This window comes from Azospirillum sp. A29 (genome assembly GCF_042604625.1).
GTDB classification, from domain to species: Bacteria; Pseudomonadota; Alphaproteobacteria; order Azospirillales; family Azospirillaceae; genus Azospirillum; species Azospirillum palustre.
This window is the reverse complement of sequence record NZ_CP170466.1, coordinates 580,700-601,929: the sequence shown is the minus strand read 5'-3', so window position 1 is coordinate 601,929 and position 21,230 is coordinate 580,700. Positions and strand designations below refer to the sequence as shown.

21 protein-coding genes are annotated in these 21,230 nt (G+C 65.9%); 11 read left to right on the top strand and 10 right to left on the bottom strand.

Annotated features, from left to right (window positions below; translation table 11 throughout):
- The first annotated feature begins 14 nt into the window (after positions 1 to 14).
- A complete protein-coding gene (locus ABNQ38_RS17710; protein ID WP_377809530.1) occupies positions 15 to 821 on the top strand; it encodes a hypothetical protein in 807 nt (268 codons plus the stop codon).
- A 91-nt stretch (positions 822 to 912) separates the two neighbouring features.
- Positions 913 to 1,467, top strand: coding sequence for a hypothetical protein (locus ABNQ38_RS17705; protein ID WP_377809529.1), 555 nt, complete (start codon positions 913 to 915; stop codon positions 1,465 to 1,467).
- Positions 1,468 to 1,515: 48 nt separating this feature from the next.
- Here ABNQ38_RS17705 and ABNQ38_RS17700 read toward each other — a convergent pair whose 3' ends face one another.
- Both ABNQ38_RS17700 and ABNQ38_RS17695 read right to left on the bottom strand, forming a co-directional pair.
- Positions 1,516 to 2,247 (bottom strand): alpha/beta fold hydrolase, encoded by a 732-nt coding sequence (locus tag ABNQ38_RS17700; protein ID WP_377809528.1) that lies wholly within the window; start codon positions 2,245 to 2,247, stop codon positions 1,516 to 1,518.
- A 16-nt stretch (positions 2,248 to 2,263) separates the two neighbouring features.
- Entirely contained in the window at positions 2,264 to 2,809 is a 546-nt protein-coding gene (locus tag ABNQ38_RS17695) for a hydrolase (protein WP_377809527.1), read from the bottom strand.
- Between the two features lie 257 nt (positions 2,810 to 3,066).
- On the opposite strand from ABNQ38_RS17695, the gene ABNQ38_RS17690 reads away from it, so the two are divergent.
- Both ABNQ38_RS17690 and ABNQ38_RS17685 read left to right on the top strand, forming a co-directional pair.
- Positions 3,067 to 4,647 carry a DEAD/DEAH box helicase gene (locus ABNQ38_RS17690; protein ID WP_377809526.1) on the top strand — a complete coding sequence of 527 codons (1,581 nt, stop codon included), beginning with the start codon at positions 3,067 to 3,069 and terminating at the stop codon, positions 4,645 to 4,647.
- 4 nt (positions 4,648 to 4,651) lie between these two features.
- Positions 4,652 to 4,894: an Lrp/AsnC ligand binding domain-containing protein gene (locus ABNQ38_RS17685; protein WP_085089209.1), complete on the top strand. Its 243-nt coding sequence runs from the start codon at positions 4,652 to 4,654 to the stop codon at positions 4,892 to 4,894.
- 84 nt (positions 4,895 to 4,978) lie between these two features.
- Here ABNQ38_RS17685 and ABNQ38_RS17680 read toward each other — a convergent pair whose 3' ends face one another.
- From ABNQ38_RS17680 to ABNQ38_RS17670, 3 genes are all read right to left on the bottom strand, one after another.
- Positions 4,979 to 5,398 (bottom strand): winged helix-turn-helix domain-containing protein, encoded by a 420-nt coding sequence (locus tag ABNQ38_RS17680; protein ID WP_377809525.1) that lies wholly within the window; start codon positions 5,396 to 5,398, stop codon positions 4,979 to 4,981.
- Positions 5,399 to 5,414: 16 nt separating this feature from the next.
- Positions 5,415 to 6,542 (bottom strand): PLP-dependent cysteine synthase family protein, encoded by a 1,128-nt coding sequence (locus ABNQ38_RS17675; RefSeq protein WP_377809524.1) that lies wholly within the window; start codon positions 6,540 to 6,542, stop codon positions 5,415 to 5,417.
- A gap of 92 nt (positions 6,543 to 6,634) precedes the next feature.
- Positions 6,635 to 8,323 (bottom strand): methyl-accepting chemotaxis protein, encoded by a 1,689-nt coding sequence (locus ABNQ38_RS17670; RefSeq protein WP_377809523.1) that lies wholly within the window; start codon positions 8,321 to 8,323, stop codon positions 6,635 to 6,637.
- A 233-nt stretch (positions 8,324 to 8,556) separates the two neighbouring features.
- Here ABNQ38_RS17670 and ABNQ38_RS17665 point away from each other — a divergent pair, with 233 nt between their 5' ends.
- A complete protein-coding gene (locus ABNQ38_RS17665; RefSeq protein WP_377809522.1) occupies positions 8,557 to 9,288 on the top strand; it encodes a DUF6065 family protein in 732 nt (243 codons plus the stop codon).
- A gap of 15 nt (positions 9,289 to 9,303) precedes the next feature.
- Here the strand turns inward: ABNQ38_RS17665 and gmk are convergent, their stop codons facing one another.
- Positions 9,304 to 9,951 carry a guanylate kinase gene (gmk, locus tag ABNQ38_RS17660; RefSeq protein ID WP_377809521.1) on the bottom strand — a complete coding sequence of 216 codons (648 nt, stop codon included), beginning with the start codon at positions 9,949 to 9,951 and terminating at the stop codon, positions 9,304 to 9,306.
- Positions 9,952 to 9,990: 39 nt separating this feature from the next.
- A complete protein-coding gene (locus ABNQ38_RS17655) occupies positions 9,991 to 10,857 on the bottom strand; it encodes a YicC/YloC family endoribonuclease (protein WP_377809520.1) in 867 nt (288 codons plus the stop codon).
- A 142-nt stretch (positions 10,858 to 10,999) separates the two neighbouring features.
- On the opposite strand from ABNQ38_RS17655, the gene ABNQ38_RS17650 reads away from it, so the two are divergent.
- Positions 11,000 to 11,761: an SDR family NAD(P)-dependent oxidoreductase gene (locus ABNQ38_RS17650; protein ID WP_377809519.1), complete on the top strand. Its 762-nt coding sequence runs from the start codon at positions 11,000 to 11,002 to the stop codon at positions 11,759 to 11,761.
- Between the two features lie 6 nt (positions 11,762 to 11,767).
- Here ABNQ38_RS17650 and ABNQ38_RS17645 read toward each other — a convergent pair whose 3' ends face one another.
- Entirely contained in the window at positions 11,768 to 13,054 is a 1,287-nt protein-coding gene (locus ABNQ38_RS17645; protein WP_377809518.1) for a hypothetical protein, read from the bottom strand.
- Positions 13,055 to 13,356: 302 nt separating this feature from the next.
- A complete protein-coding gene (gene rnd / locus ABNQ38_RS17640; RefSeq protein ID WP_377809517.1) occupies positions 13,357 to 14,547 on the bottom strand; it encodes a ribonuclease D in 1,191 nt (396 codons plus the stop codon).
- 356 nt (positions 14,548 to 14,903) lie between these two features.
- On the opposite strand from rnd, the gene aspS reads away from it, so the two are divergent.
- Positions 14,904 to 16,730 carry an aspartate--tRNA ligase gene (gene aspS, locus ABNQ38_RS17635; protein ID WP_377809516.1) on the top strand — a complete coding sequence of 609 codons (1,827 nt, stop codon included), beginning with the start codon at positions 14,904 to 14,906 and terminating at the stop codon, positions 16,728 to 16,730.
- A 57-nt stretch (positions 16,731 to 16,787) separates the two neighbouring features.
- Here aspS and ABNQ38_RS17630 read toward each other — a convergent pair whose 3' ends face one another.
- Complete coding sequence (locus ABNQ38_RS17630; RefSeq protein ID WP_377809515.1) at positions 16,788 to 17,570, bottom strand: EcsC family protein; 783 nt, start codon at positions 17,568 to 17,570, stop codon at positions 16,788 to 16,790.
- Between the two features lie 409 nt (positions 17,571 to 17,979).
- On the opposite strand from ABNQ38_RS17630, the gene rpsB reads away from it, so the two are divergent.
- The 4 genes from rpsB (at position 17,980) to frr (ending at position 21,228) form a co-directional block, all read left to right on the top strand.
- Complete coding sequence (rpsB, locus tag ABNQ38_RS17625; RefSeq protein WP_098739982.1) at positions 17,980 to 18,762, top strand: 30S ribosomal protein S2; 783 nt, start codon at positions 17,980 to 17,982, stop codon at positions 18,760 to 18,762.
- A gap of 149 nt (positions 18,763 to 18,911) precedes the next feature.
- Positions 18,912 to 19,844: a translation elongation factor Ts gene (gene tsf / locus ABNQ38_RS17620; protein WP_377809514.1), complete on the top strand. Its 933-nt coding sequence runs from the start codon at positions 18,912 to 18,914 to the stop codon at positions 19,842 to 19,844.
- 66 nt (positions 19,845 to 19,910) lie between these two features.
- Positions 19,911 to 20,666, top strand: coding sequence for a UMP kinase (pyrH, locus tag ABNQ38_RS17615; protein WP_098739980.1), 756 nt, complete (start codon positions 19,911 to 19,913; stop codon positions 20,664 to 20,666).
- 40 nt (positions 20,667 to 20,706) lie between these two features.
- Entirely contained in the window at positions 20,707 to 21,228 is a 522-nt protein-coding gene (gene frr, locus ABNQ38_RS17610) for a ribosome recycling factor (protein WP_211099175.1), read from the top strand.
- Positions 21,229 to 21,230: the final 2 nt, after the last annotated feature.

Here is a 21,230-nt window from a genome sequence, read left to right as displayed (position 1 = left end):
CCTTTAGGAGGCGTATGCATACCCCAGCATTTCCCGGAACAGATATCCCGGTTGACGCCGTCCCGTCCGAAATTCTGACCGACGTGCTGGCTCCGCTGATACCATTCGTCACCGACCTTTTCATACCGCGTTACCAGTCCTGCGAGGTTGGGCGCTGGCGGCTTCAGGTGGTTCCCTTGCTGTTGAGTGCCGGCTACTGGAGTCCGGCCCGGCTGACCAGGGATACCGCGATTCTCAGCCGGCGCGAGGCCGGTCAGGGCTATCGCACCTGGATGTCGATGACGCCGATGGAAATCGAAAGCCAGGAGATCGGCGTGCGTGCCGCCACCGGCCACACGGTGGTGATGGGTATGGGCATGGGCTGGGCGGCGGTGAATGCGGCGCTGCGACCGGAGGTGACGCGGATCACCATTGTCGAATTGGACCCCGACGTCATCGAGGTGAACCGGCTCATCGGTTTGTTCGACCAGCTTCCGGCCGACATCGTGGCAAAGATCGAGGTGGTCAATGCCGACGCAATGAAATACCGCTCCGACACTCCTGTCGACATGCTGATGACCGACATCTGGCTGCCGATCAACGGTGACGAGCGGATGGAGCAATCCCGGACGATGGCGCGCAACACTTGCGCGCGAAACGTCTATGTTTGGGGGCAGGAGCTGGCCATTGCCCGCCGCGCTCGTGGTCTTGGGCTGGAATTGACGCACCGGACGGTCGCGAGAATGGCAGCGGAGTTCGACCTTCCCTTGGTCGGCCCGGAATATCCCGACTATCCGGACCTGATCGCCCGCGCCGCGGACAAGTGGCTGAGAGACGTGTGACGGAGCAGGGGAGCACTCGCCCTTCCGGCAGCCGCACCCCATATCCGGCCATGCGATACCGATGCCAGCCACACCGACGGACACCCCGATCATGCGCATGCTCCCGCCGCTCGCCGCCCTCCTGCTGGGCGCTTCCGTTCTCGCCGCCTGCACCAACGAGCGGGTGGTGGCGAGCGAGCCGACGCCGGCCTACACGCGCAGCGAGGTGGCCTATGCGGCGAGCGACCGCGACCTTCGGGTGGTGGTGCATGGCAACCCCTTCGGCCTGACGCCCGACCGCTTTGCCGAGAAGGTTCTGCCCCATATGCAGGACCGGGTGTTCGGCGTGAGGACCAACCTCACAACCACGCCGAACGACACGGCGCGGCGCGATTACAAGGTGGTGCTGGCCTTCAACGTAGTGGAAAACATGCTGAATTCCGCCCTCTGCACCGAAGGGCCGATCCCGACCGCTCCGCCGGGCGGACCGATCATCGTGCAGGGCGCGTTCTGCCGGTCGGGTGGCGCACTGACTTCCGCCACCGGTTGGCTCGACCGGCCGCAGGGACCGGACGATCCGGATTTCCGCAGCCTGATCAGCGACATGACCTTCTCGCTGTTCCCAAGCCAGCGGTCGGATCTGCTCTGCGGCACACCGGATTGCTAATCTCGGACCGCCAAGTCTCGGTTGCTGACCCCCGATGGTCGATGCCGCTCAGTCCCGCAGCAGCCAGTCGCGCATCAGGGCGGTGACCGCCTGCGGCTGTTCCATCACCGACAGGTGGCCGCAGTCCTCGATCACCACCAGCCGCGCGCCGGGAATGGCTTCCGCCATCTCCTCGTGCAGGGCCGGGGGCGTCAGGATGTCCTGGCGGCCGCAGACGACCAGCGTCGGGCAGCGGATGGCGGCAAGACCCGGCCGGCTGTCCACCCGGTTGATGATCGCCTCCTGTTCCCGCGCATAGCCATCGACGCCCACCCGTTCCATCTGCGCCAGGACGGAGCGGACGAAGCCCTCGTCGGCCAGCCGCTCCGGATGGATCAGACGGGGCAGGGCGGCGCGGATGACCTGCCCATAACGGCCCTGGCGGGCGAGCGCCACCGCCTCCCGCCGGGTCGCGCTTGCCTCCGCCGTGTCGGGGCGGGCGTTGGTGTCGAGCAGGGCGAGCCGTTCCACACGTTCCGGCGCCCGGCGCAGGATCTCCAGCGCCACATAGCCGCCCATCGACAGGCCGGCGACGGCGAACCGTTCCGGTGCCTGGGCCAGCACCTTGCCGGCCATCGCCGCGATGCCGTCGCAGTCGGCCAGTTCGACGACCTGCGGATCCGCCACCTCGCCGAGATGCCGGACCTGATGGTCCCACAATGCGGCGTCCAGCGGCATGCCGGGCAACAGGATCAACGCGGGGCGGCGGCCGGCCTTTGACGATGTAGAGTTTGAGGGCATAGGATTTCTCTTGCGCTCACTTCACCAGGGCGCTGACGAGCTTGAAGACGGGGGTGCCGGCGCGCTCCATCCACTCGAACAGCACCATTTCGGTGGTGACGATGGTCACGCCGGCGGCGCGCATGCGCTCCAGCGCCATGACGCGGTTGTCGGGCGTGCGCGACGACACGGCGTCGGCCACCAGATAGACCGCATGACCCTGCTGGCGCAGCCCGAGCGCCGTCTGCATCACGCAGACATGGGCTTCCGTCCCGCACAGCACGATCTGCGGGCGCTTCAACTCCGCCAGCGCGGCGTTGAAGGCCGGCTCGCCGGTGCAGCCGAAGGTGATCTTCTCGATCACCGGGGTTCCGGCCGGCAGGTTGGCGCGCACCGCCTCCACCGTCGGCCCCAGGCCGCGCGGATATTGTTCGGTCAGCAGCGCCGGCACCGACAGGGCGGCAGCACCCTTCAGCAGCATTCCGGCATTGCGGACGACGCGGGCGGAGTCGTGGATAGCCGGCAGCAGCCGTTCCTGCACATCCACCACCACCAGCACCGAGTCCTGGGCACGAAGAATCATCAAATGCTCTCGACCGTTCCATTTGAAGCGGGCCACCCCGTTTCAGGGGGCCGGCAAGCGCCGCGACTCGCGGTGTTGCCGGACGACAGCCTAGCGCAGGGGACCCATTTCGCCAACGCGGCGTATTTCCGCGTCAATTTTCGGTCTCCGAACATCGGATCTATTGACATGTAGCTTTGACTTCCTATTCTTCGGCCTCATCCAGGCATCGGGCGTCGGACGCTCGATTTGCGCACTCCAGAACAGAAACAGGTTGGATGCTTTTTTCGGAACTTGGGCTTGGCCCTGACGTCCTGCGCGCCATCGAGGACAAGGGTTACACCCAACCGACGCCCATTCAGGAACAGGCAATTCCCTGTGTCCTGCAACGCCGCGACGTGCTGGGCTGCGCGCAGACGGGCACCGGCAAGACGGCGAGCTTCACCTTGCCCATGATCGACATCCTGGCGTCGGGCCGTGCCCGCGCGCGGATGCCGCGGTCGCTGATCCTGGAGCCGACGCGCGAGCTGGCGGCCCAGGTGTCGGAAAGCTTCGAGACCTACGGCAAGTACCACAAGCTCAGCATGGCGCTGCTGATCGGCGGCGAGACCTTCACCGAACAGGTGAAGAAGCTCGACCGTGGCGTGGATGTGCTGATCGCGACTCCGGGTCGTCTCATCGACCTGTTCGAGCGCGGCAACATCATGCTGAACGACATCAAGGTCTTCGTCATCGACGAGGCCGACCGCATGCTCGACATGGGCTTCATCCCGGACATCGAGCGCATCGTCAGCAAGCTGCCGAAGAACCGCCAGACCCTGTTCTTCTCGGCGACCATGCCGCCGGAAATCCGCCGTCTGGCCGATGCCTTCCTGACCCAGCCGCTTGAGATCTCCGTCGCTCCGCCCGCCTCGCCGGCGGAAACGGTGACCCAGGCCCTGACCCTCGTGCATGAGATGGACAAGCGCAAGGCGCTACGCCATCTGCTGCAGACCGAGGACGTCAAGAACGCCTTCATCTTCTGCAACCGCAAGCGCGACATCGCCGTGCTGCAGAAGTCGCTGGAACGCCACGGCTTCAATGTCGGCGCGCTGCATGGCGACATGGTGCAGTCCAAGCGGACCGAGACGCTGGAACGCTTCAAGCAGGGTGAGATCACGCTGCTGGTCTGCTCCGACGTCGCCGCCCGCGGCATCGACGTCCAGGGCCTCAGCCACGTCTTCAATTTCGACGTGCCGCTGACCCCCGACGACTATGTCCACCGGATCGGCCGCACCGGCCGCGCCGGCAAGCAGGGCCGTGCCTTCATGCTGGCGACGCCCGACGACACGAAACTGGTCGGCGCGATCACGCGCCTCATCAAGCGGGAGATCCCCATGATCGCCATCGACGGTCTGGAGACGGCCGAGTTCGGCGAGGAAGACAGCAGCTCCCGCGGCCGAGGCCGTGGCCGTGGCGGTCGTGGGGCCAAGCCTGACACCCGTTCGGAAGCCCGTCCGCCCCGTGGTGCCCGTGAAGAGCGCGCCCCGCGCGAGGAAGCCGCTCCCCGCGAAGAGCGCGCCGCCCGCGAGGAACGTCCGGTGCGTGAGGAGCGTCCCGTCCGTGAGGAGCGCCCGATGCGTGAAGAACGTCCGGTCCGCGAGGAGCGTCAACCCCGCGAATCGCTGGCTGCCGCCGAATCCCGTCGCAGCAACGAGCCGCGCCGTGATCGTGACCGTGATCGCCGCCGTCGCCGTGACGACGACGATGATGACGTGCCGGTGATCGGTTTCGGCGACCATATGCCGGCCTTCATGCTGCGCTCGGCCCGTCCGCGTCCGTCCAGCGAGACCTCGACCGATCCGTCGCAGGAGGGCTGAGCCCGTGCAGACCATCTTCGTCATGGTCAAATGCGATCTCGGACGGGCTTATGAGGTCGCCGATCAGGCTGTGCAGCTGATCGAACAGGTGTCGGAGGTGCATTCCATCTCCGGCCAGTACGATCTGCTGATGAAGTGCTACCTAAAGCAGGACGACGACATCGGCCGCTTCGTGACGGAGCATGTGCAGACCCTGCCCGGCGTGAGGGACACCTTCACGCTGATTGCGTACAAGGCGTTCGCATAGAACCTGTTCGTACAGCCGGTTCCGGCTTGCGGACATGAAAAGGCCGGGCAATTGCCCGGCCTTTTTCGTTGCCGTGAGGACCGGTTACTTGTCCGGTCCGCATCCGGGCCCGACGGCGGGATCGTTCGCGAAGCTCCCGTCATCGACCTGACTGTCCGCGCCGTAATCGGGATTGGTCCCCGCCGCCAGCGCCGCCAGCCGGTGGGCGGTCGCCACATGCGCTTCGCGTTCGACCGCACGGTAATGGTCGATCACCTGTTCGCCGAAGGCGGTCAGCACCGTGCCGCCGCCATGCTTGCCGCCGACCGCGGCGCTCACCACCGGTTCGCTGAAGATGCGGTTCAGGTCGTCCACCAGCAGCCACGCCCGCCGGTAGGACATGCCCAGCGCCCGTCCGGCAGCGGAGATGGAGCCGGTGTCGCGAATCCGCTCCAGTAGCGCGATCTTGCCCGGCCCGATCGAGCCGCCGCTTTCGAAGTCGATGCGGATTCTCATGCGAGTCATCGTGACGGGCTCCCCTTCAGCGCTCGGCCGAGTCCAGACCGTCGCCGCTCCAGGCGCCGGCGCGGAAGAAGGCGTCGATCCGCTCGCACCAGGGATCGATGTCGAGCCCGGCGGACTCCAGCCAGTCGCGGTTGAAGTAGGTCCCCATATAGCGGTCGCCCGGATCGCAGATCAGCGTGGCGACGCTGCCCTGCCGGCCCTCCCGCATCATCCCGGCGATCAGCTCGATGGCGCCCACCAGATTGGTGCCGGTCGAGCCGCCGCAGGCGCGGCCCAGCCGCTCGCGCAGCACCCAGACGGCGGCGATGCTGGCGGCGTCGGGCACGCGGATCATCCGGTCGATCACCGTCGGCTGGAAGGACGGTTCTACCGTCGGACGCCCGATGCCCTCGATGCCCGAACCGCGGCCGACGCTGGCCTTCGCATCGTTGTCGCGGAAGCCGGCGAAGAAGGCAGAATGCTCGGGGTCGGCGACGCAAACCCGCGTCGGCAGCCGGCGATAGCGCACATAGCGCCCGAAGGTGGCCGAGGTGCCGCCGGTGCCGGCGCCGCAGACGATCCAGTCCGGCACCGGATGCGGCTCCTGCGCCAGCTGTTCAAAGATCGACTGGGCGATGTTGTTGTTGCCGCGCCAGTCGGTGGCGCGCTCGGCATAGGTGAACTGGTCCATGAAATGGCCGTCGCAGTCGCGGGCCAGCCGCTGCGCCTCGACACAGACCTCCGACGCGCGTTCCACCATATGGCAGCGGCCGCCATAGAACTCGATCTGCGCGATCTTGGCCGGCGAGGTGTTGCGCGGCACCACGGCGACGAAGGGCAGTTCCAGCAGCTGGGCGAAATAGGCTTCCGACACCGCGGTGGAGCCGGACGAGGCCTCGATCACCGTCGTACCCGCGCGCACCCAGCCATTGCAGATCGCGTAGAGGAACAGCGACCGTGCTAGCCGGTGCTTCAGGCTGCCGGTGGGATGGGTCGACTCGTCCTTCAGATACAGCGTGATCCCCTGCGCCGCCGGGATCGGCATCCGCAGCAGGTGAGTGTCGGCGGAGCGGTTCACGTCCGCCTCAATCCGGCGCAGAGCCTCGTCGAGCCAGCCCCGGCGGGCGACGGTGGGAGCGGCTGCGGCGGGGGAGGGGATGGTCATGGCGTCATATCCGGCGATTGGCTGCCCCATCCATAGCGCGGAATTTTACCGAATGCATCCGGTAGAATATCCTTCCCCGCCATGGTGGAAGGTCAGCCCTGCCGGATGCGGGCGACGAAAGCCGACACCTCGCCCAGCATGCGGTCGGCACGCTCGCCCACCGCGCGGGCGGCAGCTGCCACCTCGGCGGAGGCCTGACCGGTGGCGGTGGCGTGACTGCACACCAGGTTCAGGCTGTCGGACACCGAGCTGACGCCCTGTGCCGCCTCGTTGACGTTCTGGCTGATGTCGCGGGTCGCCGCCCCCTGCTCCTCAATGGCGGCGGAGATGCTGGAGGCGACGTTGTTCACCGTCTCGATGGCGCCGCCGACGCCGCGCATCGCCTCGACGACGGACGAGGTGGCGTCGGTCATGGCGGCGATCTGCGCCTGCACGTCATCGGTGGCCTTGGCGGTCTGGTTGGCGAGATTCTTCACCTCGCTTGCAACCACGGCGAAGCCCTTGCCGGCCTCGCCGGCACGGGCCGCCTCGATGGTCGCATTCAGCGCCAGCAGATTGGTCTGCTCGGCGATGGAGCGGATCAGGTCCACCACCTCCACCGTGCGGCGGGCGACGCCGTCCAGCTGTTCGATCAGGGCATAGGTGCGGCGCACATCCTCGACCGCCCGGGCGGAGCCGGTCGTCGACTCGGCGATCTGCTGGGCGATCTCGCGGATGGAGGCGGCCAGCTCCTCGGTGGCGCCCGCCACCGCCTGGACGTTGCCGGAGGTGGTCCCGGCGGCGCGGGCGGCGCCGTCCATCAGCCGGGTGGTCTGTTCCGCCCCGCGGCTCATTGCGCCCGAGGTGTGGCTCAGCTGTCCGGCCGACTCGGCGACGGAATGGACCAGTGCACCGACCGTGCTCTCGAACTCGTCGGCCAGCCGCCTCATGGTGGCGCGGCGGCCTTCCTCGGCCTCCCGTTCCAGCGCGGCATGGCGGCGGCGCAAATCCTCGGCTTCGATGGCGCTGAGGCGCAGCGTCTCGACCGAACGGGCCAGGGCCCCCACCTCGTCGGCACGGTCCGCGCCGGCGACCTTGGCGCCCAGATCGCCCTTGGCGATGCGGTCGGTGGCGTTGGCAATGCCATCCAGCCCCTTGCCGATGCGCGACACCAGACGGAAGCCGAACAGTCCAAGCAGCAGGGCCGCCGCGAGCGTCACCAGCAGCGTCTTGATCAGCGTGCTGCGGAAGGCGGCATCGACATCGTCGATGTAGACGCCAGTGCCGATCATCCAGCCCCACGGCTCATAGATCGCGGCAAAGGCCAGTTTCGGCATCGGCTCGGTTCCGCCGGCCTTGGGGAAATTGTAGATCAGGGTGCCGTCGCCGCTGCGGGCCGAATCGATCAGGCCACGGATCACCAGCACGCCGTTGCTGTCCTTGAAGTCGGCGAGCTTGCGGGTGCCTTCCAGGTCGGGACGCACGCCGTGGAACACGTTGGTGCCGTCGAATTCGTACCCGAACATGTACTCGTTGCCGAAGAAGCGCAGGGCCCGCAGCGCACCCTTGGCGAGGGTCTGCGCCTCCTCCCGGCTGAACTCGCCCTTGGCGGCGCGGGCATCGTAGGACTTCATGATCGACAGCGAGGTCTGCACCACCGCCTGGATGGAGTTGCGGTAGCCCTCCACCATGGTTTCGCGCTTCGATGTCGCGGACCAGATGCCGCCCACCAGAATGGCGACGAGGAACAGCCCCTGAAGGATCAGGAGCTTTGCCTTGATGCTGTGAAGTTTGCCGATCATAGCCCTGTTCCACCCCATGCGCGCGACGCCGCATCCGCCGCCCGGCGGCGCGTGACGATACGGTTCGCTAATCAAACGAACTCTAATACAACGAGCCAGTCATACTGGAGTAGTGTTCGTCGACGCAATGCCTGACGTCGAGCCAGGAGTAATCCGGATGGTCGCGAAACCGGTTGTGACCATTGGAGCACCAGGGTTACACCTGATAAAGAAGTCTGTCAGGATGCGACGCCATGACGCTGATCGCTTATCCCCTTTCGGGCGCGATGCCCGACATCCGTCCCGCCCGCCCGACCCGCGACTGGATCGATGCCCTGCCGGAGCAGTACGGCTACCGCTGCCTGCCGCTGAACATCGCCAGCATGCACGGGTGGGAGGTCTGCTGCCCGGTGCGGGTCACCGCCGTGTGGGATGGCGGAACGGGGCTGGATGCCATCGCTGTCACGGCCGACGAGCCGCATCCCCTGCTGCCGGCCAGCCATTTCGGCAGCGGCGTCCTGACCTTCCATGTCGCGGCCCTGTTCCGCACGCCGCCGGGCGTCAACCTGATGGTCACCGGCCCGCTGAACCATCCGAAACACGGAATCCTGGGCCTGTCGGGAATCATCGAGACCGACTGGTCGCCTTACCCCTTCACCATGAACTGGAAGTTCACCGCTGCCGGCGTGCCGGTGACCTGGGAAAAGGGCGAGCCCTTCGCCCATCTCATGCCGATCCAGCGCGGTCTGGTGGAAAGCCTGACGCCGGAGGTTCGCGACTTGGACAGCGATCCGGAGACTGCGGCGCAGTACCGGGCCTGGGCGACCTCGCGCAGCCAGTTCAACAACGAACTGCGGACTCCGGGCAGTGCCGCGGCACAGGAACGCTGGCAGAAGGGCTATTACCGCGGCAAGAAGCCGGACGGCAGCGAAGGCCCGCCCGACCATGAAATCAAGGTGCGGGCGCAGCCGTTTCCGAACAAGTAGTTATCGCTCAAACAGTTAGAGCGTATCCTGAATGCTGCGCACGAACTCCGGCAGGCCGATCTGCCGGCGGCGGCGCAGCCGTTCGGCATGCAGGATGGACTCGACCGCGGCGATGCTCTCGGTCACGTCGCTGTTGACGATGACGTAGTCGTATTCCGGCCAGTGGCTGATCTCGTTGGACGCCTTCGCCATCCGGTTGGCGATGACCTCCTCGGAATCCTGGCCGCGGCCGCGCAGGCGGCGTTCCAGCTCGCTGACCGACGGCGGCAGGACGAAGACGCTGACCAGATCGTCGCGGGCGTTCTGCGCCAGCTGCTGCGCGCCCTGCCAGTCGATGGCGAACAGCACGTCGCGGCCGGCGCCCAGCGCGTCCTCCACCGCCACACGCGGCGTGCCGTAGCAGTTGCCGAAGACGCGGGCATGTTCCAGCAGGTCGCCGGTCTCGGCCATGCGGTCGAAGCGCGGCTGATCGATGAAGTAATAATCCAGCCCTTCGACCTCGCCCGGACGCATCGCCCGAGTGGTCACCGACACCGACATGGTGATGCCGGCATCGCGGTCCAGCAGTCCGCGGGCGATGGTGGTCTTGCCGGCCCCCGACGGGGAGGACAGCACCAGCATCAGGCCGCGGCGGTGGATCGGGGAGGTGTTGGTCGCAGCCATGGCGGTCACTCGCAGTTGCCTGTCATTCAGGAACGATGATTATTCGATGTTCTGGACCTGCTCGCGAAGCTGCTCGATGGAGGCTTTCAGCGACAGGCCGATGCGGGTCAGTTCGACATCCGCCGATTTGGAGCAGAGCGTGTTGGCCTCGCGGTTGAACTCCTGGCACAGGAAGTCGAACCGGCGGCCGATGGCGCCGCCCTCCGCCATCATGTCGCGCGCGGCCTGGATGTGGGCGCGCAGGCGGTCCAGCTCCTCGCGCACGTCGGCCTTGCCGATCAGGATCGCCGCCTCCTGGGCCAGCCGCTCCTCCGACAGGGCGGGGAAGGAACCGAGGATCGCCGCAACCTGGGTCCGCAGCTTCTCGCGCAGCGCTTCCGGCTGGGTCGAGGCGCAGGCCGACGCCGCATCCACCAGCCGGGCGATCTCGTCAAGATGGCCGTTCAGCACCTCGGCGATGCGCGCTCCCTCGGCGAGGCGATTGACCGCCAGCTGGTCGATCAGTTTGGACAGGTCGCCCTTCAACGCCGACTCGACACGCTCGCGTGCCTCGGTTTCGTCCTCTTCCACTGGTTCGATGATGCCGCGGACGGCCAGCAGCGAATCCAGACGAGGCGCGGCGGCCCCGGCCCCCTCGATCTCCCGCGCGATCTCCAGGACCTGGGCCAGAAGCTCGCGGTTGATGCGCAGCTGCGACACCGCCTGGGCGCGGTTGACGGTCAGCGTCAGGTTGACGTTGCCACGGGCCAGCCGCTTCGGCACGTCGGCCCGGGCCGCCGCCTCGACGCTGTCGAAGCCGGACGGCAGGCGGCAGCGCAGATCCAGGCTGCGGCCATTGACGCTCTTGGCCTCGAAGGTCCAAGAATAGCCGTCGCCGTGCCCGTCGACGCGTGCGAAACCGGTCATGCTGGCAATGACGGGGCGATGGGCTGGCAACGGCGGCCTCACTTGAAAAGCGGTGTCGAATGATGTCGTGCTTATAAACGCGACATCACCGCACAACAAGCGTCGGCGCCATCGGGCAGCCGACGGGCAGGGCGCAAATCCCATGAAACAGCCGCGTTCCCTTGTCATCACCGGGGCCTCCAGCGGTATCGGCGAAGCCCTGGCTGTCCTGTACGCGGCTCCCGGAGTCGGACTTGCCCTGACCGGTCGCGACTCCGCAAGGCTGGAGGGCGTGGCGCAGCGCTGCCGTGCTGCCGGTGCCGTGGTCGAGACAAAGGCGATCGATGTGGCCAACCGCCAAGCGATGGCGGACTGGTTGGCTCGGGTCGATGCGACCTCGCCGGTCGACCTGCTGATCGCCAACGCCGGCATGTCGGCGGGCACCGGCGATGGCGGGGAGACGGAGGAGCAGGCGCGGCGCATCCTGGCGGTGAACATCGACGGCGTTCTGAACAGCATCCACCCGCTGCTTCCGGCGATGCGGGAGCGGCGGAGCGGACAGATCGCCATCATGGCCTCGCTGGCTGGCTTCCGCGGCCTTCCCGGCGCGCCCGCCTATTGCGCCAGCAAGGCGATGGTCCGGGTCTATGGCGAGGCGCTGCGCGGCGATCTGGCCGGGGAGGGGATCGGTGTCTCGGTCATCTGTCCGGGCTTCGTCAAAAGCCGGATGACGGCGGTGAACCGCTTCCCGATGCCGTTTCTGATGGAGACCGATGCCGCGGCCCGGGTCATCCGCCGCGGGCTGGAGCGCAATCGGGCGCGAATCGCCTTCCCCTGGCCAATGATGGCCGCGGTCTGGCTGCTGGCTCTTCTTCCCCCGGCCTGGACCGACGGTTTGCTACGGCAGGCCCCGCGCAAGACTTGAACGCGCTCAGTCCACCTTCGCGTGGGCGATGGCCTCGCGAACGCTGACGCCCTTGCGCATGATGTTGTCGACCGCGCGGCCCTGGACCAGATTGATCCCCATCTTGTGGGCATAGACCAGGCTGGTGACGCTGTCGCAGCGGGCCAGGATGAATTTGCAGCGGTCCTGTTCGGCGATGCGGTCGCGGAAATACTTCTCGAACGACGGGTCCATCTCCAGCATGTCGTTCGACCAGAAGATCTTGGCGTAATCGGCGTTCAGATATTCCAGGTCGAAATTCGTCACCCAGAACGGGTTCAGCCCGTCGACCGCGATCTGGTAGCGGCGGTCCTGGGCGAACTCCACCACCTCGTTGAACAGCGACAAATTTTCGATCAGGTCGCCCTTCGATACTTCGAGAACCACCTGCCCGCGGAAGTCGATCGGCAGCCGCTCGTCGAACTTCACGAACCCGGTCGAAATGACGGTGGACAGGTTGATGTTGATGCCGATGCGACGGCCCCGCATGAAGCTGAGCCCGTGGTTCAAAGCGCGCAGCACCGACTGGTCGAGATTGGCGGTGAAGTAGTTGAATAGCCACTTGTTGGCGGTGATGTCGTAATCCGGGCAGAGCCGTTCCTGGAGAAGCTTGATCGAGATGTAGAGTTCGAAATACTCCATCTCGGCTTCGCCGCTGCCGATGTTGGCGATGCCCTGGTTGAACAGGAAGGGCGACAGGTCGAACATCTGCATGGAGCGTTCGAGCTTGCCGAGTTCTTCCAGCGTGATCGGCGGCTTGGTCTCGGTGACGTGGTTGCCGGTCTCGTTCGCCTGCAATTCCTCGATGAAACGGATGACGTTGATGAAGTTCAACGCCAGTTCCATGATCGAATAGAGCGAATATTCCTTGTAGGGGTTGGGGCCCGTCAGTGTCGTCTTCGACAGGAAGACCTGTTCGACCGTCTGGCAGACGTCGGTCACGCCGGTCAGCTTCAGCCCCTTGTAGAGGATGATGACGTCGCCGTTGGAAATGTTGAAGGATTGCAGATAGGACGCTTTGGTCCCCAGTTCCTGGATGATGGACCGCACCATCATCTGGCTGCTGGGGTCGCGATCCTTCAAAAGCGACAGGTGCATGTGGATCAGACGCATGCCCTGCAGTTCGTTCTTCGCCGACCGCAGCAGATTCAGCAGCTTGTCGTTGTCGAAGTCCGGCTTCTGATCCTTGGCGGCGGCGACGGCGGCCTGCTTTTCCGTGGTGGAAAGCCGGACACGGTCCCGTCCAATGGGTGGTCTGCCGCCAAACCTGCTCATACCTTGTTCACTCCCACAACAAGCGTCACGCCTGCCAACCACCCGTATCGTCGGCCGCTCGTTGTCCGGCGGCCTTTTGTTTTCCATCCGGGCCACACCATGCCCGAGCGGCGTTGTCGGCAGGCCGGAGGTCCGGGGCATGCCTCGGCCGGCATACCCCGGTCCGCTCGATGCTGCGAAGCCGAACCGATCTTAACGGTAACTTTCTTTAAAAAGCCCTTAAGGCTGAAGTCCGGGCGCAGGAGGAACCCGGACCGCAGCAAAATGCGTCACAGTCATCGAAGCGACGCCATCCGAAAAGGTCAAGTTTCCGGTTCCGGCGGAGCCGCCGACGGGCGTGGTTCGCCAGCAGGAACGATGCGGACGCGGCGATCTATGACCGCAAGTCCGATCTTTCCGTGCTTCAAGGCAAGCGCATCATTGCCGAAGAGTTCGCGCCGCCATCCCTGCATCGCCGCAATGTCTGCGCCGTCGTCGGCCGCCAGAGCCTCCAGATCGGCCGACGATGCGACCAGCTTCGCCGCGACATTGTTCTCGTCGCACTTCATCTTCAGCAGGACGCGCAGAAGCTCGACGATGGGTTGCAGGCCGGGCGGCGGTTCCTCGCGCGGTTCGACGCGGGGCAGGGCGCTGTCCGGCAGGTCCAGTCCCCCCTTCACCGCCGCCAGCACGTCGGCGCCCTGGCGCCCCTCGGCGAAGCCGCGGCCCAGCCCGCGGGTGCGGGCGAGATCATCGACGGTGGTCGGCGCATGGGCGGCGATTTCCAGCAGCGCCTCGTCGCGCAGGACGCGGGAGCGCGGCTGGTCGCGGCGCTGCGCCTCGCGCTCGCGCCAAGCCGCCAGCTCCTTCAGGATCGCCATGAAGCGCGGCTTGTTGGTGCGCACCTTCAGCCGCAGATAGGAGCTTTCCGGATCGACCTGATATGTGGCCGGATCGGTGAGGATCGCCATCTCCTCCTCCAGCCAGTGCGACCGGCCGGAACGGGCGAGGCGGCGCTTCAGCTTCTCGTAGGCCGGGCGCAGATGGATGACGTCGGACAGGGCGTAGGTCAGCTGCCGCTCGGTCAGCGGGCGGTGCGACCAGTCGGTGAAGCGGCTGGACTTGTCGATGCGCGCGCCGGCCAGCTTGGTCACCAGCGTTTCGTAGCCCACGCTCTCGCCGAAGCCGCAGACCATCGCCGCGACCTGGGTGTCGAACAGCGGATGCGGGATCTGGCCGGAAAGATGCCAGAAGATCTCCACATCCTGCCGGGCGGCGTGGAACACCTTCAGGACCGACGGGTCGCTCATCAGCGCGAACAGCGGCGCCAGGTCGATGCCCTCGGCCAGCGGGTCGATGGCGACCGCGCCGTTGGGCCCGCCGACCTGGACGAGACACAGTTGCGGCCAATAGGTCTTTTCCCGGAGGAACTCGGTGTCGACCGTGATGTATTCGGTCCCTGCCAGCGACTGACAGAAGGCCTGGAGGGCGTCGGTTGTCGTGATGAGCGTCATGGTTGCTTCATACACGACCGAACGGGTGCTTGAAAGTCCGCCGACGCGCGAAGGCGATGCGTTTCTCGGGACGGCCGTCCGGGCGGGTGGGGGAGCGGACAGTCCCGGCCCGATTTTACCGCTCCGCTTATCCCGCAGCCGCCACGGTGCTAAACTCGGGTTCGACGGCCGGCATGCCGGCGAATTGAACAGTGAACAGGGGCGCGCAGAGTGTTTCATAGCGTTCCAAATGTCGCGTTCCGGCCCTGTTGGCTGCACGCTCCGCCCTATCGCGGCTTGACTTTCGGCCGCGTCCGGTGTGGTGTGTCGGACCGCTTTTTCCGCCGGAATCCGACCTTTTCAAGGTGTTTCGACCCATGCACCCCTACCGCACGCACACCTGCGGCCAGCTTCGTGAAGAGAATGCCGGTGAAACCGTCCGCCTGTCGGGCTGGATGAACCGGAAGCGCGACCATGGACAGCTGCTGTTCATCGACCTGCGCGACCATTACGGCCTGACGCAGTGCGTGGTCGATACCTCCAACCCGGCCTTCGAGGTCGCGAACCGGCTGAAGCTGGAATCGGTCATCACCGTCACCGGCAAGGTGGTGAAGCGCACGGCCGAGACCATCAACGACAAGCTGCCCACCGGCCGCATCGAGATGCAGATCGCCGAGCTGACCGTGGAAGGCGAGGCGGAGCAGATTCCGCTGCAGGTCAACCAGGACACCGATGCCGGCGAGGACGTTCGTCTGCGCTACCGCTTCCTCGACCTGCGCCGCGAGCGCATCCACGAGAACATCATGCTGCGCTCGCGCGTGATCGCCTCGGCGCGCCGCCGCATGATCGACCAGGGCTTCACCGAATTCCAGACGCCGATCCTCACCGCCTCCTCTCCGGAAGGCGCGCGTGACTATCTGGTGCCCAGCCGCAACCATCCCGGCAAGTTCTACGCCCTGCCGCAGGCTCCGCAGCAGTTCAAGCAGCTGCTGATGGTCGCCGGCTTCGACCGCTACTTCCAGATCGCCCCCTGCTTCCGCGACGAGGACGCCCGCGCCGACCGCAGCCCGGGCGAATTCTACCAGCTCGATTTCGAGATGTCCTTCGTCACCCAAGAAGACGTCTTCGCCGCCATCGAGCCGGTTCTGCACGGCATCTTCGACGAGTTCGGCGGCTTCCGCCGCGACTCGAAGCCGGCGATCGACGGGCTGCCGTTCCGCCGGATCTCCTACGCCGAGTCGATGCTGAAGTACGGCAACGACAAGCCGGACCTGCGCAACCCGCTGGTCATCACCGACGTGACCGAGGTGTTCAAGCGCGACGACGTGGAATTCCGCGCCTTCAAGCAGACGCTGGAGAAGGGCGGGGTCGTCCGCGCCATCCGTGCGCCGAAGGTGTCGGACCGTCCGCGCAGCTTCTTTGACAAGCTGAACGACTGGGCCCGCGGGCTCGGCGCTCCCGGCCTCGGCTACATCGTCATGGAAGCCGGCGGCGGCAAGGGCCCGATCGCCAAGTTCGTGCCGGAAGCCGCCCAGGCTGCCCTGCGCGAGTTGGCCGGTCTCGAGGACGGCGATGCGATCTTCTTCGTCTGCGACCAGCCCGGCCCGGCGGCCAAGCTGGCCGGCTTCGCCCGCACCCGCATCGGCGAGGAACTGGACCTGATCGAGAAGAACGCCTTCCGCTTCTGCTGGATCGTCGACTTCCCGATGTACGAGCTGGACGAGGAGACCAACAAGGTCATCTTCAGCCACAACCCGTTCTCCATGCCCCAGGGCGGCCTGAAGGCGTTGCAGGAGAAGAACCCGCTGGAGATCAACGCCTACCAGTACGATATCGTCTGCAATGGGGTGGAACTGTCCTCGGGCGCGATCCGCAACCATCTGCCCGAAGTGATGTACAAGGCCTTCGACATCGCCGGCTACCCGCCGGAGGAGTTGGAAGCCCGATTCGGCGGCATGCTGAGCGCCTTCAAGCTGGGCGCCCCGCCGCATGGCGGTTCGGCTCCGGGCATCGACCGCATCGTCATGCTGCTGGCCGACGAGCCGAACATCCGCGAGGTCATCGCGTTCCCGCTGAACCAGCGGGCCGAAGACCTGCTGATGCAGGCCCCGGCACCGGTCGACACCGCCCGCCTGCGGGAGCTTCACCTGAAGCTCGACCTGCCGAAGCCGAAGGTGGCCGCTCCGGCGGCGCCCCAGGCTTAAAGCCGGACAGCCCGCAGTTATCGAGAAGGGCCGCGCTTTCGGGCGCGGCTCTTTTTCTTACGGAAGAACGCTTTTCTTTCCGGCGACCTTCTTAGCCCTGGCCGCGCCGACCGCATCGAGGAAGCTCTGCCGGGTCGCTTCCCTGCCGAATTCGGCCTCGATGGGCCTGAGCGTAAACATGACGGCGGCCATCGCCTGATAGAACGACATGTAGGTCAGGTTCAGCCCGGCCCCCGCCACCGCGCCGGCAATCGGCACCGACTGCGCCACGATCTTGGGCGACAGCGTTATCGCGAAGCGGCCGGCGACTTTTGTGATCATCTCGGCCACCCGCGGCGCAGCCATATTGGCGCCGACTCGCGACGCCACGAAGAGAGCGTCGGCCTCGTCGTCATCGTCCAGCGGCCCGCCGAGCGCGAACACCTGAAGACAGGCGACCTGTATCGCCGGGTCCTTCAAATCCGCGCCCTTGGAGCGCGCCACGTCGGCAATCGACCGGAGAATGGCCGTGGTGGTGACGGGCAATTCCGCCAGAATCCCCGGCGCTCCAAAGAAGCCGCCCGCCGCACCGGTTGCAGCCCCCAGCAATCTATACAGGCCTTTCGATGCTTCCTTGCCCGCCTCGTCATCCATGTTCAGGATCGCGACCTTGAAAGCCCGCTCGAGCGCCGAGCGAAGCGTGTCGTGCAGAGAACCGCGAATACCCTCGGGCAGCAAATCCATCGCGCCTTCGACCGTGCTGCCCAGCTTGGCCACGGCGGACATCAGGATCCCCTGGGCCGCCACATACCGTTCTGCGGCGTCATTCACCACGGACAAGGCCTTCGAATCCAAAGTCATCTGATTCATCCGTAAAAATGAGAATGACCGAAGCAAGCTACACCATAGGTTTTCAGGCGATCAACGCGTCGGCCGTTCCGGGTGTGTGAAGCCATGAAGTGAACCTTCTGGTCTTCGGCGATCCGATGGAGCTTGGGTGAACGGAAGCAGGCGGGCCTGGCCGTCCGCCGATGTCATAACGCTGAAAATGAGGGGTGCGGTTCACGGCGACAAAAACACTCGTCATGTCCGCGTGGCTGTTGCCAAAGTGATGCAAGAGAGCTATGTAAGCGCCGTCGTCAAAACCTCACGCGGGCTGGCGGACCCTCGGTTTTACCCCGATGGCCCGATCCGGTGTCTTCAGCCATGGTTTCCATGCGCTGTCGACAATGCCCGCGGCGGAGCAACCGGAAAAAGGGATTTTTTCCACATGACCATGCCCACCTTCACCATGCGCCAGCTGCTGGAAGCCGGTGTCCACTTCGGTCACCACACCCGTCGCTGGAACCCGAAGATGAACCAGTACATCTTCGGCGTGCGCAATGGCGTGCACATCATCGACCTCGAGCAGACCGTCCCGATGCTGCACCGCGCCCTGCAGGCCGTGCGTGACGTCGTCGCCGGCGGTGGCCGCGTCCTGTTCGTCGGCACCAAGCGCCAGGCCCAGGAGCGTATCGCCGAGGCTGCCGCCAAGTGCGGCCAGTACTACGTCAACCACCGCTGGCTCGGCGGCATGCTGACCAACTGGAAGACGATCTCCCAGTCGATCAAGCGCCTGCGCGAGATGGAAGAGCGTCTGGGCGGCGACACCTCGGGCCTGACCAAGCGCGAAATCCTGGAGCTGACCCGCGAGCGCGACAAGCTGGAGCGTGCGCTGGGCGGCATCAAGGAGATGGGCGGCCTGCCGGACGTTATCTTCATCATCGACACCAACAAGGAGTCGATCGCGGTCAAGGAAGCCAACAAGCTGGGCATCCCGGTCATCGCGGTCCTCGACAGCAACTCCGATCCGGACGGCGTGGCCTTCCCGATCCCGGGCAACGACGACGCGCTGCGCGCCATCGAGATGTACTGCGACCTGACGGTCGGCGCCGTGCTTGACGGCCTGCAGGCCGAGATGAGCGCTGCCGGCATCGACGTCGGCGCCGCCGAGGACGCCCCGGCCGAGCAGCTGCCGGAAGAAGAGACCGCCGAGACCGCCGCCCAGGCCTGACCCTGACGGTTGAAGGGCAGCCGGGCCTTATGACCTATGGCCCGGCTGCCTTTTTTATGGGCTGCCTTTTTGATGGGTTGCCACCCGTTTTGACTTTGTGACTCAATCCGATCCGCCTGCCGGATCGCTTGGAAGGAAGAGGGCGCAACATGGCCGAGATTACCGCCTCGCTCGTCAAGGAACTGCGCGAGAAGACCGGCGCGGGCATGATGGACTGCAAGAAGGCGCTGAACGAGACGCAGGGCGACCTCGAGGGCGCCGTCGACTGGCTGCGCAAGAAGGGCCTCGCCGCCGCCGCCAAGAAGTCGGGCCGCGTCGCCGCCGAAGGTCTGGTCGCAGTTGCCACCGCCGGCACCAAGGGTGCCGTCGTCGAGGTGAACGCCGAGACCGACTTCGTCGCCCGCAACGACAAGTTCCAGGGTTTCGCCGCCAAGTGCGCCGAGCTGGCCCTGGTCACCGGTGGCGATGTCGAGGCGCTGAAGGCCGCCGCCTATCCGGGCACCTCGCACACCGCCCAGGACGAGCTGACCAGCCTGATCGCCACCGTCGGCGAGAACATGAACCTGCGCCGCGCCGTTACGCTGTCGGTTTCGGCCGGTGTCGTCGTCAGCTACGTCCACTCGGCCATCGCGCCGGGCCTGGGCAAGATCGGCGTTCTGGTCGCCCTGGAGTCGACCGGTGATGCCGGCAAGCTGGCCGACCTCGGCAAGCAGATCGCCATGCACATCGCCGCCGCCCGTCCGGACGCGCTGGACATCGCCGATGTCGACAGCTCGTCGCTGGAGCGTGAGCGCAGCGTGCTGGCCGAGCAGGCCCGCGCTTCGGGTAAGCCGGAAGCCATCATTGAGAAGATGGTCGAAGGCCGCGTCCGCAAGTACTACGAGGAAGTCTGCCTGCTGGAGCAGACCTACGTGATCGACGGCGAGACCAAGCTCCGCAAGGTGGTTGAGAACGCCGCCAAGGACATCGGCGCTCCGGTCAAGGTTACGGCCTTCACCCGCTTCGCGCTGGGCGAGGGCATCGAGAAGGCCCAGTCGGACTTCGCTGCCGAAGTCGCCGCCGCCGCCGGCGGTCAGGGCTGAGACCGGTAAGGTCGAACGCTTAGGTCCGCAAGCCGCATTCTGAAACAGCAAGGGAGCGTTCCCCTCATGGTCGATACCACCGGGACCACCACGCCGGCCGGGAGCGCCCGCTACAAGCGCGTTCTCCTCAAGGTGTCGGGCGAAGCGCTGATGGGTCAGCGCGACTACGGCCTGGACCCGGAGATGGTCAACCGCATCGCCAACGAGGTGAAGGCGGTCATCGGGCTCGGCGTCCAGGTCTGTCTGGTCATCGGCGGGGGGAACATCTTCCGGGGTGTGAAGGGTGCGGCGAGCGGCATGGAGCGTGCCTCGGCCGACTATATCGGCATGCTCGCCACCGTGATGAACGCGCTCTCGATGCAGAGCGCGCTCGAACGGATGGGCGTCAGCACGCGGGTGCAATCGGCCATACCCATGTCGACGGTCTGCGAGCCCTACATCCGGCGCCGCGCCGTCCGTCACATGGAAAAAGGCCGGGTGGTGATCTTCGCCGCCGGTACCGGCAATCCCTTCTTCACCACCGACACCGCCGCGGCGCTGCGCGCTTCGGAAATGGGCTGTGATGGTCTGCTGAAGGGTACGCAGGTCGATGGCGTCTATACCGCCGATCCGAAGAAGGATCCGGCGGCCGAACGTTACGAACGCCTCACCTACATGGACGTACTGACCAAGGAACTCCAGGTGATGGACGCTTCGGCGATCGCGCTGTCGCGCGAGAACCACATTCCCATTCTGGTCTTCTCGATCCACACGCCCGGCGCCTTCGCCGAAGTGATGCAGGGCCGTGGCAAGCACACCATCATAACGGAAGAAAGGGAGTAGGCCCGTGGCTGCGCCCGACCTATCGGATCTGAAGCGCCGCATGGAAGGCGCGCTTGACTCGTTTCGCAAGGAACTGGGCGGTCTCCGTACCGGCCGCGCCTCTTCCAATCTGCTGGAACCGGTGATGGTGGAGGCCTATGGCAGCCGCATGCACCTGCGCGAGGTCGCGACGGTCTCCGTTCCGGAGCCTCGCCTGATCTCGGTCCAGGTCTGGGACCGCGGCATGACCAAGGCGGTCGAGAAGGCCATCCGCGACAGCGGTCTTGGCCTGAACCCGCAGGCCGAAGGCCAAGTCATCCGCGTGCCGCTGCCGGACCTGACCCAGGAGCGCCGCGCCGAACTGGCGAAGGTCGCCCACAAGTACGCCGAGCAGTGCCGCGTCGCCATCCGCAACATCCGTCGCGATGGCATGGACGGCCTGAAGAAGGCGGAAAAGGCAAGCGAGATCACCCAGGACGAGCACAAGGTCCAGTCGGACAAAGTGCAGGTTCTGACCGACCAGCACATCAAGCTGGTCGACGATTCGCTTGCGCAAAAAGAAAAGGAAATCATGCAGGTCTGATC

Coding starts and splice junctions, on each gene's coding strand:
- ABNQ38_RS17665 (WP_377809522.1), top strand. CDS start 8,557: ATGACGCTGATCGCTTATCCCCTTTCGGGCGCGATGCCCGACATCCGT.
- pyrH (WP_098739980.1), top strand. CDS start 19,911: ATGGTCGATACCACCGGGACCACCACGCCGGCCGGGAGCGCCCGCTAC.
- ABNQ38_RS17630 (WP_377809515.1), bottom strand. CDS start 17,570: ATGACTTTGGATTCGAAGGCCTTGTCCGTGGTGAATGACGCCGCAGAA.
- ABNQ38_RS17645 (WP_377809518.1), bottom strand. CDS start 13,054: ATGAGCAGGTTTGGCGGCAGACCACCCATTGGACGGGACCGTGTCCGG.
- gmk (WP_377809521.1), bottom strand. CDS start 9,951: ATGGCTGCGACCAACACCTCCCCGATCCACCGCCGCGGCCTGATGCTG.
- ABNQ38_RS17710 (WP_377809530.1), top strand. CDS start 15: ATGCATACCCCAGCATTTCCCGGAACAGATATCCCGGTTGACGCCGTC.
- rpsB (WP_098739982.1), top strand. CDS start 17,980: ATGACCATGCCCACCTTCACCATGCGCCAGCTGCTGGAAGCCGGTGTC.
- ABNQ38_RS17690 (WP_377809526.1), top strand. CDS start 3,067: ATGCTTTTTTCGGAACTTGGGCTTGGCCCTGACGTCCTGCGCGCCATC.
- aspS (WP_377809516.1), top strand. CDS start 14,904: ATGCACCCCTACCGCACGCACACCTGCGGCCAGCTTCGTGAAGAGAAT.
- ABNQ38_RS17700 (WP_377809528.1), bottom strand. CDS start 2,247: ATGCCCTCAAACTCTACATCGTCAAAGGCCGGCCGCCGCCCCGCGTTG.
- ABNQ38_RS17650 (WP_377809519.1), top strand. CDS start 11,000: ATGAAACAGCCGCGTTCCCTTGTCATCACCGGGGCCTCCAGCGGTATC.
- ABNQ38_RS17680 (WP_377809525.1), bottom strand. CDS start 5,398: ATGACTCGCATGAGAATCCGCATCGACTTCGAAAGCGGCGGCTCGATC.
- ABNQ38_RS17655 (WP_377809520.1), bottom strand. CDS start 10,857: ATGACCGGTTTCGCACGCGTCGACGGGCACGGCGACGGCTATTCTTGG.
- ABNQ38_RS17670 (WP_377809523.1), bottom strand. CDS start 8,323: ATGATCGGCAAACTTCACAGCATCAAGGCAAAGCTCCTGATCCTTCAG.
- ABNQ38_RS17675 (WP_377809524.1), bottom strand. CDS start 6,542: ATGACCATCCCCTCCCCCGCCGCAGCCGCTCCCACCGTCGCCCGCCGG.
- tsf (WP_377809514.1), top strand. CDS start 18,912: ATGGCCGAGATTACCGCCTCGCTCGTCAAGGAACTGCGCGAGAAGACC.
- frr (WP_211099175.1), top strand. CDS start 20,707: ATGGAAGGCGCGCTTGACTCGTTTCGCAAGGAACTGGGCGGTCTCCGT.
- ABNQ38_RS17695 (WP_377809527.1), bottom strand. CDS start 2,809: ATGATTCTTCGTGCCCAGGACTCGGTGCTGGTGGTGGTGGATGTGCAG.
- rnd (WP_377809517.1), bottom strand. CDS start 14,547: ATGACGCTCATCACGACAACCGACGCCCTCCAGGCCTTCTGTCAGTCG.
- ABNQ38_RS17705 (WP_377809529.1), top strand. CDS start 913: ATGCGCATGCTCCCGCCGCTCGCCGCCCTCCTGCTGGGCGCTTCCGTT.